This window comes from Flavobacterium sp. LC2016-12 (assembly GCF_015351595.1).
Lineage (GTDB): Bacteria > Bacteroidota > Bacteroidia > Flavobacteriales > Flavobacteriaceae > Flavobacterium.
Map to the genome: position 1 here is coordinate 1 of NZ_JADKPT010000020.1, position 15,147 is coordinate 15,147.

The following is a 15,147-nucleotide window of genomic DNA, read 5'->3' on the forward strand; positions in this document are numbered from 1 at the left end:
GGAATGACAATATTGAACTTAGAATAATTTTAAGTCAAGATTTATTCTTCTCGTTGAATACTTTTCAATGTTTCTTTAAAATATCAAAATATAGTTCAAGGATCTCTTTTAAAACCTTGGGTTTTGTACTGTATTTGTCCCTGAAATTGAAATTTTCAAGTTCAGGGCTTTTTTTTGTGATTAAATTTTACATTTTATATGCAAAAGCTAAATTATGGTTTAAAATTATAACTGAAATGAATATTTATGTTTTTAAATTGCAATCAATATCACATCTTTGCCTTATCAAAATAAAAATTTACAATTAAAAATATATAATTATGTGCGGAATCGTATGTGCCTTTGATCTAAAACAAAAAGCCGAGACTTTAAGACCTCAAGTATTAGAAATGTCTAAAATTATCCGTCACCGTGGACCAGACTGGAGCGGGATTTATAGCAATGATAAAGCAATTCTTTCTCATGAGCGTTTGGCTATTGTTGATCCAGCGTCTGGAAAACAACCTTTATTTACAGAAGATAAAAAGTTGGTTTTGGCTGCTAATGGGGAAATCTATAACCACAGAGAATTGCGTAAACAATTTGAAGGAAAATATAACTTTCAAACTGAAAGTGACTGCGAAGTTATTTTAGCACTTTATCAGGAAAAAGGCCCACACTTTATTGACGAAATGAATGGAATCTTCGGATTTGCAATTTATGATGTTGAGAAAGATGAGTATTTTATTGCTCGCGACCATATGGGAATTATTCCATTGTACATTGGTTGGGACCAACACGGAACTTTTTACGTAGCTTCTGAATTAAAAGCTTTAGAAGGATATTGTACTAAAATTCAATTGTTTCCTCCAGGACACTATATGACAAGCAAAGACGGTGAATTTGTGCAATGGTACAAAAGAGACTGGACAGAATATGATGCTGTAAAAGACAACGAAACTAGTATTCCTGCAATTAAAGAAGCCTTAGAAGCTGCGGTTCACAGACAATTGATGAGTGATGTTCCTTACGGAGTTTTACTTTCGGGAGGTTTAGATTCATCTATCACTTCGGCTGTAGCCAAAAAATTTGCACAAAAGCGTATTGAATCAGATGATACTACAGATGCCTGGTACCCACAGTTGCACTCTTTTTCAGTTGGATTAGATGGTTCTCCTGATTTAGCGGCTGCTCAGGTTGTAGCAAAACATATTGGAACGATTCACCACGAAATTAAGTTTACAATCCAAGAAGGATTAGATGCAGTTCGTGATGTAATTTACAACCTTGAAACGTATGATGTGACTACAGTTAGAGCTTCAACTCCAATGTGGTTAATGGCGAGAGTTATTAAATCAATGGGAATTAAAATGGTGTTGTCTGGTGAAGGTGCAGATGAATTGTTCGGAGGATATTTATACTTCCACAAAGCACCAAATGCAAGAGAATTTCACGAAGAAAACGTTCGTAAATTAGGAAAACTTCATATGTATGATTGTCTAAGAGCTAATAAAAGTTTAGCTGCATGGGGAATCGAAGGTCGTGTTCCATTCTTAGATAAAGAATTTATGGATGTTGCGATGCGCATCAACCCACAAGATAAAATGATCAACAAAGAACACCCGATGGAAAAATGGGTAGTTCGTAAAGCTTTTGAAGATATGTTACCAGAAAGTGTAGCATGGAGACAAAAAGAGCAATTTTCTGATGGTGTTGGATACAGCTGGATTGATACTTTGAAAGAAGTGGTAGCTAAAGAAGTTTCAGACGAGCAATTGGCAAATGCAAGATTTAAGTTTCCATTACAAACACCAACTTCTAAAGAAGAATATTATTATCGTTCAATTTTTGCTGAACATTTCCCAAGTGATGCTGCGGCTTTGTGTGTACCTCAGGAAGCAAGTGTTGCTTGTAGTACAAAAATCGCTTTAGAATGGGATGAAGCTTTTAAAAACATGAATGATCCTTCAGGTAGAGCAGTAGCAAGTGTACATGATGATGCTTACGAGAAAGCGTAAAAAAATAAATTTTGAATTTAGTATATATTAAGCAAAGACGTTCTCTATTTTTAGAGGACGTTTTTTGTCTCCTAAATTATTAAGTTCATAATTTCAACTACTTAGGCTCTTTTTTTAATAATGTTTTAACTTTCTTTTTTATATTTGACATTTATTGAAAAAGAGTTAAATCTACAAGATTAAGGAAGGATTCTCAGAGAAAAGCAGGAATAATAATTAGTTTTGTTGAAGGTTGAGATTATAATCAACTTTTAAAGTTAATTCACTTCATGAGGGGAGTGAAAAATTAATAATAAAAAATAGAATTTTATGTCTGGATTATTGGCAGTTATTGGTAAAGGAAAAGATCCAAAACTTGTAAAAGAGCTTTCTAAAAGAATGTCGCATCGAGGTCCCGATGAGAATGATATGCGTATAATGGCAAACGGGAGTGTTATTTGTCATGAAAGTTTATCAATTGTTGACTTACAGACGGGTAAGCAACCGATTCAGGGAACAAATAATGCATGGATGGTTCATGATGGCGAAATTTATAACTATCAGGAATTAAAAAACACTGTTTTAAAGGAGCATACATTTAGAACAAAATCAGATTCAGAAGTTATTGTCCATTTGTACGAGGAATTTGGATACAATTTCTGTAATATGCTTGATGGAGATTTTGCTTTTGTGGTTATTGATGGTGATGATTATATTGCCGGAAGAGATCCAATTGGAGTAAAGCCTTTGTATTATGGACTGGATGAAAGAGGAAGAATTTATTTTTCTTCAGAAATGAAATCAATTGCCGATCAGTGTAAGTCATTTTCAACTTTTCCGCCGGGACATTATTATACGGCTAAAACAGGTTTTGTAAAATACTATCGACCTGAATATGAGGATCATGTAAAAGCGGTAGAAAGTCTTAATTTAGATTTGATTCGCGAAACTTTAGTCGAAGCTACCCGTAAGCGTTTAATGAGTGAAGCTCCTCTTGGTGTTTTGTTATCAGGTGGTTTGGATTCTTCTTTGATATCGTCAATTGCAGCTAGAATATATGCCGAAAACGGTAAAAAACTAAATTCATTTTCAATAGGATTAGGTGCTGATTCGCCTGATAATATTGCTGCCAGAAGAGCTGCAGAATTTTTAGGAACAGAACACCATGAAATACATTTCTCTATAGAAGAAGCTGTTGAAATGATTGAGAAAGTAATTTATCATATTGAAACTTATGATATTATTTCGGTAAGAGCTGGCGTTCCTACTTATTTGTTATCAAAAGCAATTAGTGAAAAAGGAATAAAAGTGATTCTTTCAGGTGAAGGTGCCGATGAGATTTTTGGTGGTCATTTGTATTTTAGAAATGCACCATCAACAGAAGAATTTCAGGATGAAACAATCGAAAGAGTTCAGAAATTGTTTACTGCCGATTTATTACGTGCTGATAAAACAACAATGGCAGTAGGTCTGGAAGCAAGAATTCCATTTTTAGACACAACGTTTTTGGATGTTGCGATCAGAATTAAAACAGAGGAAAAGCAGCCAAAAACTTACGATGGCATCGAAAAATATATTTTAAGAAAAGCATTTGATACACCCGAAAACCCTTATTTGCCAACAGAAGTTTTGTGGAGACAAAAAGAACAGTTCTCAGATGGAGTTGGTTATAACTGGGTTGATGAATTGATTGAATATTGTGCTCAACAGGTCTCAGATGAGCAATTGGCCGGAGCTACTGCTGAATTTCCATATAATTCTCCAACAACAAAAGAAGCTTATTTTTATAGATCTATTTTTCATAAATATTATCCACAAGTTAGTGCTGCTCAAACAGTACGCAAATGGATTCCGAAATGGCAAGACAATCAGGATCCGAGTGGTAGAGCAAATTCAGCTCACGTAAATGCTGATAAGGAGATTTCGAAATCAGGAGTTGTTGTTTAATTTCAATATAAAATATATTCGAAATTTCACTTTTAAGAATCGATAAATAATACTAAATCTGGAACTACATTGTAAATGCTGGTTTCAGATTTTTTTTATGAGATCAATTGGAATTTGGAATTTAAAGTTTGGAATTTTATTTTCCTATAAATTGCTAAAAGTAAGTTAATAAGACTTTTTGGTATTTAAGAAAAATACTATATTTGGTTACCAATAACAATTTATTCTAAATAATCAAACACAATCTATGAGAAACCTATTACTAACGGGGATTTTATGCTGCTCATTCGTTTCGTTGAGTTCAGTTTATGCCCAAAAATCAGAAATGCCCAAATACATTACTAATGTGGAGGGGGTTAAGGAGTATTCTTTAAATAACGGATTAAAAGTTCTTTTAGTACCAGATGCTTCTCAAAGCAATATGGTAGTCAATATTGTTTATAATGTAGGTTCCAGAAATGAAGGTTATGGAGAAAAAGGTATGGCGCATTTATTGGAGCATATGCTTTTTAAAAGTACTAAGAATCTGGGCGACATCAAAAAAATGCTTTCTGATAAAGGTGGAGCAGCTAATGGGACAACGTGGTTAGACAGAACTAATTATTATGAAATTTTTCCATCAAACGATGAAAATTTAAAATGGAGTATTGAAATGGAAGCGGATCGAATGATCAATGCAACTATTTTACAAACAGATCTTGATAAGGAGTTTTCAGTAGTACGAAATGAATTCGAAATAGGTGAAAATAATCCTGATGGCGTTTTGCAGGAACGAATTCTTTCAACAGCTTATTTGTGGCACAATTACGGAAACAGTACTATTGGAAGTAAAGAAGATATAGAAAGAGTTAAAGCAAATACGCTGAGAGTTTTCTATGAAAAATATTATCAGCCAGACAATGCAACTTTAGTTATCGCAGGTAAATTTGATGAACAGAAAGCTTTGCAATATGTTGGGCAGTATTTAGGAGCTATTCCGAGACCAAAAAGAGTTTTAGATAAAACATATACAATTGAACCAGCTCAGGATGGAGAAAAATTCGTGGAGCTTAACAGAGCAGGTGATAGTAAGAATGTGGGGGCTTTATATCACACTGTTCCTTATGCTGATAAAGATTTTGCTGCGATCGATGCATTAGGAGAAATTTTGACTGCTGATCCATCGGGCTATTTGTATAAAACTTTGGTTGAAACTCAAAAAGTTTCAAGTGTATATGTTTGGCAGCCAAATGTTAGAGATGCAAGTTTTATGTATTTTGGGGTTGCTGTTCCTAATGATAAAGATATTAAGACTACAAGAGATATCGTAAGGACAGAATTGGATAAAATACCAACGACAACTTATACGGATCAGGATGTAAGTAGAGCTAAAGCAAAAATTATCAAGCAAATTGAAGGTGTTAAAAATAACACTATTTCTTTTGCAATTAATCTAACGGAAATTATTGGAGCTGGTGATTTTAGATTGGGTTATTTATATAGAGATGCAGTCGAAAAATTAACAAAAGAGGATATTCAAAGAGTTGCTGAGAAATATTTCAGAAGTAATAATAGAACGGTTGGAATATTTATTCCTTCAAAAGATGAGCAAAGAGTAAAATCTGTTGAATATACAGATGAGCAGGTACTTGCTTTAACTAAGGATTACAAAGGTAAGGCTTTAGAAAAGGAGGCGGCAGCATTTGAAGCTTCTATTAAAAATTTAAAGCAGAATTTTGCTGAAGGTAAATTAAGTAATGGAGTAAAATACGGTTTGATCAAAAAGGAAATAAAAGGCGGGAAAGTTCAGGCTAATTTTAAATTTCCAGTGAGCAATGAAAAAGATTTGGCTGGAAAAACTGATACTGGTGGAATTCTTGCACAACTATTAAAAACAGGAACTAAAACCAGAACAAAAGAACAAATACAGGATCGTTTGGATCAATTGAAATCTAGTATTTATTTTAATTTTTCAGGACAAACTTTGTCGGTTAACATTAGTACCTATAAAGAAAGTTTTAAAGAAGTGATGGAGATTTTAAATGATTTGTTAGTTAATTCTACCTTCCCGGAAAACGAATTAACAAAAACGATTACTGAATACAATACTTATTTGGAGTCTAATCTTAATGATCCTCAAACAGTTGCTTTTACAGAACTTTCAAGAGAGACTACAAAATACGATAAGTCAAGTATTTTTTATACACCAACAATTCAGGAGCAAATTGATGCTTTTAAAAAGATAAAACAAACTGAGATAGTTGATTTTTATAAAAACATTCTTGGTGGAAATAATGGTATTGGAAGTGTAGTGGGAGATTTGGAAGCAAAATCTACAGTTCAGATTTTAGAAAACACCTTTGGAAAATGGAATTCGAAATCAAAATATGAATTAGCTAAGCCTACTTATTTTGAAACAAAAGTATTGGATAAAGATTATATAACTCCAGATAAAGAAAATGCTGTAGCACTTGGTAGAATTGGTTTTAAAATGACCAGAAGCAGTACTGATTATCCAGCGTTTGTAATGGCTAATGAAATATTAGGAAGTGGAGGTTTTTTAAGTGCAAGAATTCCAATGAGATTAAGAGAAAAAGAAGGAATCAGTTATGGTGCGGGTTCGTTTATTGACGTGCCTATTACGAGTGATGTTGCTTCATGGTCTTATTATGCTTTTTTAAATCCGACTAAAAAGAGTGCAGTTGAAACCGCCACAAAAGAAGAAATTTCAAAAGCATTAAAAGACGGGTTTACTGCCGAAGAACTAAAATCAAACCTGGTTAGCTGGCAAAATGAAAGAAAAACGAGATTAGGAAATGATGATACTTTAATGAATCTGGTTAATACTTATTTGCAATACGGTGTTCCGTTGGAAGATTATGATGACTTAGAAAATAAAGTTAAAGCATTAAAAGTAGAAGAAGTTAATGCTGTTTTAAAGAAATATTTAAGTTTAGATAAAATGACTTCTGTTTATGCGGGAGATTTTAATAAAAAACTATAAAAGAGGAAATCCAATTTTAGAAAATCCAAATTCCAATTTGGGCTACAATATAGAATCCGAAATGACATGAAAATGTGGTTTCGGATTTTGTTTTTTTAGGATTGTTTATAGTTTGAAACGGGGCTTTATTTTTTTAAAATTTCACTTAAGATTTAGAATTTCAAAAAAATAGAAATTAAAATCGATTGTTCCTTTTTTAATTGACTTTTTTTGATAATATGTTAATAACTTAAGTGCTTTAAATGGGAATTTAACGGATATATAATTTGCGTTTTTATATATTTGCGTGTTAGACAATAATTACATTTTTTAGAATAAATTATATGAGCGAAGAAATCAAGAAGAACAATTATTCAGCAGATAGTATTCAGGCATTAGAAGGAATGGAGCACGTAAGAATGCGTCCATCGATGTATATTGGAGATGTAGGGGTTCGAGGGCTACATCATTTGGTTTATGAGGTTGTTGATAACTCTATTGATGAGGCGATGGGAGGACATTGTGATACCATTGGTGTTGCAATTAACGAAGACGGTTCGGTAACAGTTGAAGATAACGGTCGTGGTATTCCAGTTGATTTACATAAAAAAGAAGGAGTTTCTGCACTTGAGGTTGTAATGACTAAAATTGGTGCCGGAGGTAAATTCGATAAAGATTCTTATAAAGTTTCCGGAGGTTTGCACGGTGTTGGGGTTTCGGTTGTAAACGCGCTTTCTGTTCATATGAAATCTACTGTTTTTAGAGACGGTAAAATCTACGAGCAAGAATACGAAAGAGGAAAATCATTATATCCGGTAAAACAAATCGGAGAAACAGATAAAAGAGGTACGCGTCAGACTTTTTACCCTGATAATACCATCTTTACTCAGACTACGGAGTTTTCTTATGATACGTTGTCAGCGCGTATGCGTGAGCTTTCTTTCCTAAACAAAGGAATCACAATTACTTTTACAGATAAAAGAGAAGTTGATGAAAAAGGAGAATTTAAAGTTGAAGTTTTCCATTCTGACGAAGGTCTTAAAGAATACATTCGTTATTTAGATGGTAACCGTGAGCCAATTATTTCTCACGTTATCAGCATGGATAATGAAAAAGGCGAAATTCCGGTTGAAGTTGCCTTGATTTATAATACAAGTTATACAGAGAATATTTTCTCTTACGTAAATAATATTAACACTCACGAAGGAGGAACGCATTTACAAGGTTTTAGAAGTGGTTTGACAAGAACTCTTAAAAAATACGCAGATGCTTCTGGAATGTTGGATAAATTGAAATTCGAAATTGCGGGAGATGACTTCCGTGAGGGATTAACAGCTATTATTTCGGTAAAAGTTGCAGAACCACAATTCGAAGGACAAACAAAAACGAAGCTTGGAAACAGAGAAGTAGTTTCTCCGGTTTCTCAGGCAGTTGGAGAAATGTTAGAGAATTATTTGGAAGAAAATCCAAATGATGCCCGTATCATTATCCAGAAAGTAATTTTGGCCGCTCAGGCCCGTCACGCTGCTAAAAAAGCACGTGAAATGGTGCAGCGTAAAACCGTTATGGGTGGTGGTGGATTGCCAGGGAAACTTTCAGATTGTTCTGAGCAGGATCCTGCAAGATGTGAGGTTTACCTTGTCGAGGGAGATTCGGCTGGTGGAACAGCAAAACAAGGTCGTGATCGTAATTTTCAGGCGATTTTACCTTTACGTGGTAAGATTCTGAACGTGGAGAAAGCGATGCACCATAAAGTATTCGAAAACGAAGAGATTCGTAATATATTTACTGCTTTAGGAGTTACAGTAGGAACTGCAGAAGATAGTAAAGCATTAAATCTTGAAAAATTAAGATATCATAAAGTAATCATCATGTGTGATGCCGATGTCGATGGTAGTCACATTTCTACCTTAATATTAACGTTCTTCTTCCGTTTTATGAAAGAGCTTATCGAAGAAGGCCACGTTTACATTGCTGCTCCACCTTTATACTTGGTTAAAAAAGGAAATAAAAAGGAATATGCATGGAATGATGTTCAACGTGATCAGGCAAATGAGAGAATGGGAGGAAGTGCAGCGATCCAACGTTATAAAGGTCTTGGTGAGATGAACGCGGAGCAATTATGGGAAACTACAATGGATCCGAACTTCAGAACTTTGCGTCAGGTAACTATTGATAGTTTGGCTGAAGCCGACAGAGTTTTCTCAATGTTAATGGGTGATGAAGTACCGCCACGTAGAGAATTTATCGAGAAAAATGCTGTTTACGCAAATATCGATGCATAATAAAAAAGTTTAACCTTCAATTCGTTTAATTGTTTAAATTTACTTAAACGATTAAACGAATTGTCGTTTATAAAATAAATTAATTAATAACCGATAAAGTATAAAATATGAAAGTTACCATTGTAGGAGCAGGAAATGTTGGAGCTACATGTGCAGATGTTATTTCTTATAGAGGAATTGCCAGCGAAGTAGTGTTGTTGGATATTAAAGAAGGTTTTGCCGAAGGGAAAGCGTTGGATATTATGCAATGCGCTACTAATACAGGTTTTAATACCAAAGTATCTGGTGTAACCAATGATTATTCTAAAACAGCAGGAAGTGATGTAGTAGTAATTACATCAGGAATTCCAAGAAAACCAGGAATGACACGTGAAGAATTAATAGGTATTAATGCAGGAATTGTAAAAACAGTTGCTGAGAATGTATTAAAGCATTCGCCAAATACTATTATTGTTGTTGTTTCGAACCCAATGGATACGATGACGTATTTAGCTTTGAAATCTACCGGATTACCAAAAAACAGAATTATTGGTATGGGTGGTGCATTAGATAGTTCTCGTTTCAGAACTTATTTATCTTTGGCTTTAGACAAACCGGCAAATGATATTTCAGCAATGGTAATTGGAGGTCACGGTGATACTACAATGATTCCTTTGACACGTTTAGCGTCTTATAATGGAATTCCGGTAACAGAATTTCTTTCAGAAGAGGCGTTGCAAAAGGTTGCTGCCGATACTATGGTAGGAGGAGCAACACTTACAGGTCTTTTAGGTACTTCAGCGTGGTATGCTCCAGGAGCTTCTGTGGCTTATTTAGTTGATAGTATTTTAAACGATCAGAAGAAAATGATTGCCTGTTCTGTTTTTGTTGAAGGAGAATACGGACAAAATGATATTTGCATTGGAGTACCTTGTATTATAGGTAAGAATGGTGTAGAAGAAATTTTGGACATTCAGTTAAATGATAATGAAAAGGCTTTATTTGCTAAAAGTGCAGATGCAGTTAGAGGCATGAATGATGCCTTAAAGTCGATTTTAGTATAAAGAATTTGGTAAAAAAAGGAAAAGGCTGCACTTTTGCAGTCTTTTTTTTGAGATTAATTAATAAATAAATTGGTTAATCTTTTCGAGAATTATATATTTGCTCGGTTTAAAAAAAATGTTGTAATTCGTGATCTGGTTTTTTAGTTTTAAAAAATGATGTCAGGGCTTATTTTATGGGACTTTAAAACAAAAACAAACAATAAAACATAATTAATTTTTAGTAATAATGCAGAATAAAGGACTTATTAAATTTTTCGCAATTCTATTTGCATTGGTAAGTATTTACCAACTTTCGTTCACTTTTGTGGCAAACAGCGTCAAAAGTGAAGCTAAAGCTTTTGCAGGAGACAATCCTGATAAAGAGCTAAAATATTTAGATTCTATTGGTAAAGTAGAAGTACTAAATCTTGGTTTTACAAATTTTACTTATGATGAAGTAAAAAACAAACAATTAAATAAAGGTCTTGACTTAGAAGGAGGAATCAACGTAATTCTTCAAATCTCTGTTAAGGATGTATTGAAAGGATTGTCAAACAATTCTAAAAATCCGGTATTTAATAAATCATTAGCTGATGCGACTGCAAATTTAGAAGGAAACAAAACCTATTTAAATAAGTTTTTTGAGGCATTTGAGGCAAATTCAAACGGAACTACAAAATTAGCTTCGCCAGATATCTTTGCAAACAGAAGTTTACAAGGTGAAGGTGGAATTGATTTCCAAATGACTGATGCGCAAGCTCAAAAAGTAATTAAGAAAAAAGTTGATGAGTCTATCGAAAGTGCTTACAAAGTATTAAGAGAGCGTATTGACAAATTTGGTGTAACTCAACCAAATATTCAAAAATTAGGAGAAACTGGAAGAATTTTAGTTGAACTTCCAGGTGCTAAAGATGTTGATAGAATCAAGAAATTATTAGGTGGAAAAGCTCAATTAGAGTTTTGGGAAACTTATAAAATTGAAGAAATTGGAAACTTCTTAGTTGCTACTAACGAAGCTTTGAAGAAAACTGAAGTTAAGAAAACAGAAACTAAAGCAGTTGCTAAAGATTCATTGAATGCTTTATTAACTGATGCTAAAGATTCTGTTGATGTTAAAAAAGGAAACAACCCGTTATTTGACAAAATGTTAGGTCAGGGTGGTGGACCAGTTTTAGCTTACTTTGCGCCAAAAGATACTGCTACTATCAATGCTTATTTCAAAAGACCAGAAATTAGAGTTTTATTGGCTGCTGACCAACACAATGCGAAATTTGTGTGGAGTAAACCAACTACTTTAAAAGATGCTAAAGGAAAAGAAGTTGAAGCAGTTGAATTATATGCTTTAAAAGGAAACAGAGATAACGTACCTGCTATGAGCGGTGGTGTTGTTACTGATGCAAAAGATACTTTTGACCAATTAGGTAAACCAGCTGTTTCTATGCAAATGAACAGCCAGGGTGCTAAAGTTTGGGAAGAATTGACAGGAAGAGCTTTCGCTCAAAAAAGTTATATTGCTATTGTTTTAGATAACATTGTATATTCTGCTCCTGGAGTAACTAGTGGTCCAATCGCTGGAGGAAGATCTGAAATTACAGGTTCTTTTGATGTGGCTGAAACTAAAGATTTAGCAAACGTATTGAATGCAGGTAAATTACCAGCTTCTGCAGATATTATCCAGTCAACTGTTGTAGGACCATCTTTAGGTCAGGCAGCTATTGATGCTGGTACAATCTCATCTGTATTAGGATTTTTATTAGTTTGTTTATGGATGGTATTCTATTATGGTAAAGCAGGTTGGTATGCTAACCTTGCCTTATTATTAAACTTATTATTCTTGTTTGGAATTATGGCAAGTTTTGGTTTTGTATTAACATTACCAGGTATTGCAGGTATCGTATTAACATTAGGTACTGCGGTAGATGCTAACATTATCATATTTGAAAGAGCAAAAGAAGAATTACGTGAAGGAAAATCATTGTCTGAGGCAGTTGTTGCTTCTTACGGATGGCACGGTGCAATGCGTTCTATTATTGATGCAAACGTAACTCACGTTTTAACTGGAGCAATCTTGTTTATTTTTGGAACAGGACCAATTAAAGGTTTTGCTTTAACATTATTAATTGGTATCGTAACTTCATTGTTTACATCAATTTTTATTGCTAGAATTTTCATTGACAGAAATATTGCTGGAAAAGGTGATTTAACTTTCTCTACTAATATTACTAAAAACTGGTTTACTAATTTCCACTTTGACTTTATTAAAATCAAAAAATTCACTTATATCTTCTCTTCTATTGTAGTTGTAGTAAGTTTAATTTCTATCTTCTTCGTAAACGGATTAGATGAAGGTGTTGATTTTGTTGGAGGAAGAACTTTCCAGGTTAAATTTGAAAAGCCAGTAGATGCTACAGTTATTTCAGATGAATTATCTACTGCTTTTGGAACTCCTGTTGAAGCTAAAATTTTAGGTGATGATGATCAATTGAAAATCACAACTAAATATAAAATTAAAGAAGACGGTGTTGCTGTTGATGAAGAAGTGAACAAAAAATTATATGATGCATTAGCGAAATATTTCCCTAATGTTACTTATGAGAAATTCACTAACACTTTTGATGGTAAAAGAGTTGGAGTTTTACAATCTTCTAAAGTTGGAGCTTCTATCTCTGAAGATATCAAAACAAACTCATACTGGGCTGTTCTTGGTGCGATGGCAGTTATTTTCTTATACTTAATGATCTCTTTCCGTAAATGGCAATATTCATTAGGTGCGATTGCAGCTGTTGCGCATGACGTAATCTTTGTATTAGGAATTTACTCTTTATGTTATAAATTCATGCCTTTCCACATGGAGATGGATCAGCACTTTATTGCTGCGATTCTTACTGTTATTGGATACTCTATGAATGATACCGTAATTGTATTTGACAGAATTAGAGAGTTCATCATTGGAAACCGTAAAGGTAGTTTTGAAGATATCGTAAACGCTTCTATTAATACTACATTATCAAGAACGTTGAATACGTCATTAATGATGATCATTGTATTATTAACGATGTTTATCTTTGGTGGAGAATCAATCAGAGGATTTATCTTTGCGATGTTAATTGGTATTGTTGTAGGTACTTATTCTTCATTATTTATCGCTACCCCAGTATTGGTTGACACGATTTCTAAAGATGATAAACATACAATCGAAGACAAACATAATCAAGCATAATTAACTGCTAGTTTATATATAAAAAAAGATCCAGTGAAAACTGGATCTTTTTTTTTTGTTTATTTTTTTGTTCTAGTATTTAAATGTATTTATTATAGAGTTGGTTTGGTATTTTTTTATACTCTTATTCATGTATGTTGTTAATTCTTATGGATTGAATTAACTTTTTCAGGTGTAATGGTGTCAGGATTGATGAGTGGATTTTAACAGTATTATATTCCTTTTGAAAAATAGATTTTCTTATCTAGCCCCAATAGTAGCGGTATCTCCCGATTAACAAAAACAAGGCTTTTTTGCCGTAGTCTTTGTTAATCGGCAATATAGCGGATAGCGGGACTAAACGTTCTTTTGAAAACAATGACTTCTGCTTCTAAAAATAAGTATAGGATATAATACGCTTTAAATTCTTAAGCAACATATCTCGATTTGGTGTAAAAAAAATGCCCGATATAATATCGGGCATTTTATATTTTGAAATCTAAAATTTTAAGATGCTGCTAAAGGATTTCTTTGGGCTCTAATGATAAAGAAAAGACCGATAATTATAAAAGGTATGCTTAGCCATTGTCCGGTTGAGAAATAGCCTAATTCTTCTTCTATTCCGCCCTGACTTTCTTTTACGAACTCAACAATGAAACGTACAACAAATAAAAGTACTAGAAATAATCCGAATAAGAATCCTGATTTAAGTCTTGCATTTGTTTTCCAATATAAGAAGTATAGGATTGCAAATACGAAAATGTAGCAAATTCCTTCGTATAATTGTGTTGGATGTTTTGCAGGAACTTGTGCTAATAATTCAGCGAATTTTGGATCGTGAGCAATTGCATTGTAAGCTTCTTTTGGATCTGTGATTTGAGTTGCATTTACGGCTTCACCCTTGCTAAATTTGTCGTGTAAAAAACGTATTCCAAATGCAGAAGTAGTTTCGTGGCCAATAATTTCAGAATTGAAAAAATTTCCTAAACGTACAAAAATTGCACCGCTCGCCACGGGAATAACCACGCGGTCTAAAATCCATAATAATGGGCGTTTTAAGATTTTTTTGCTGTAATAGTACATTGCAATAATAATTGCAATGGCTGCACCATGACTTGCAAGACCCTGGAAACCTGTGAACTCAAATTTAGGTTCAAATCTAAAAGGTAAAAAGATTTCAAGTAAATGGTTTCTGAAATATTCCCAATCGTAAAAGAAAACATGTCCTAAACGTGCGCCTGCTAAAGTTGCTAAAACGGTCCAAACGAATAAAGAGTCTAATTTGTCGATTGATTCATTTTCGCGTTCGAAGATTTTTTTCATTATGTACCATCCTAAACCAAAAGCAATTACGAACATTAGGCTGTAATAGCGAATCATAAAAAATCCTAAATCGATTCCTTCTGAAGGGTTCCAAACGAGGTTTAAGGCTTGTGTCATGTAGTATTGTATTTTTTTATTGGTTGTAAAAATAAATATTTAAAGTAGAGTTCCTCTTTATAAAAAGTTAATGTTTATGTGAACATTTCTTCTCAGGAACCGGATCGTAGCCTGTTCTTCCCCAGGGGTGACAGCTCAAAATACGTTTCATTCCTAAGTAACCTCCGTAAAATAAGCCGTGTTTTTGAAGTGCTTCAATCATATAGCTCGAGCATGTTGGTTCGAAGCGGCATGACGCTGGTGTAAAGGGCGAAATGGCGGTTTGATAAAAACGGACTAATAAAACAAATGGAGTGATTACTTTCATGATTTATTA

8 protein-coding genes are annotated in these 15,147 nt (G+C 33.6%); 6 read left to right on the top strand and 2 right to left on the bottom strand.

What is annotated here, in order from left to right:
• Positions 1-320: 320 nt before the first annotated feature.
• From asnB (IRZ99_RS20970) to secDF, 6 genes are all read left to right on the top strand, one after another.
• Entirely contained in the window at positions 321-1,997 is a 1,677-nt protein-coding gene (asnB, locus tag IRZ99_RS20970) for an asparagine synthase B (RefSeq protein WP_194659329.1), read from the top strand.
• A 309-nt stretch (positions 1,998-2,306) separates the two neighbouring features.
• Positions 2,307-3,923, top strand: coding sequence for an asparagine synthase B (gene asnB / locus IRZ99_RS20975; protein WP_194659330.1), 1,617 nt, complete (start codon positions 2,307-2,309; stop codon positions 3,921-3,923).
• A 247-nt stretch (positions 3,924-4,170) separates the two neighbouring features.
• Positions 4,171-6,906: a pitrilysin family protein gene (locus IRZ99_RS20980; RefSeq protein WP_194659331.1), complete on the top strand. Its 2,736-nt coding sequence runs from the start codon at positions 4,171-4,173 to the stop codon at positions 6,904-6,906.
• A gap of 323 nt (positions 6,907-7,229) precedes the next feature.
• Positions 7,230-9,170, top strand: a complete 1,941-nt coding sequence (gene gyrB, locus IRZ99_RS20985) for a DNA topoisomerase (ATP-hydrolyzing) subunit B (protein ID WP_056204073.1) — start codon at positions 7,230-7,232, stop codon at positions 9,168-9,170.
• 107 nt (positions 9,171-9,277) lie between these two features.
• Positions 9,278-10,213 (top strand): malate dehydrogenase, encoded by a 936-nt coding sequence (gene mdh, locus IRZ99_RS20990; protein ID WP_072975713.1) that lies wholly within the window; start codon positions 9,278-9,280, stop codon positions 10,211-10,213.
• A gap of 226 nt (positions 10,214-10,439) precedes the next feature.
• Entirely contained in the window at positions 10,440-13,412 is a 2,973-nt protein-coding gene (secDF, locus tag IRZ99_RS20995; protein ID WP_194659332.1) for a protein translocase subunit SecDF, read from the top strand.
• Positions 13,413-13,898: 486 nt separating this feature from the next.
• Here secDF and lgt read toward each other — a convergent pair whose 3' ends face one another.
• Together lgt and yidD are read right to left on the bottom strand one after the other, a co-directional pair.
• Positions 13,899-14,831 carry a prolipoprotein diacylglyceryl transferase gene (lgt, locus tag IRZ99_RS21000; protein ID WP_194659333.1) on the bottom strand — a complete coding sequence of 311 codons (933 nt, stop codon included), beginning with the start codon at positions 14,829-14,831 and terminating at the stop codon, positions 13,899-13,901.
• 67 nt (positions 14,832-14,898) lie between these two features.
• Positions 14,899-15,138: a membrane protein insertion efficiency factor YidD gene (gene yidD / locus IRZ99_RS21005; RefSeq protein ID WP_089353350.1), complete on the bottom strand. Its 240-nt coding sequence runs from the start codon at positions 15,136-15,138 to the stop codon at positions 14,899-14,901.
• Positions 15,139-15,147: the final 9 nt, after the last annotated feature.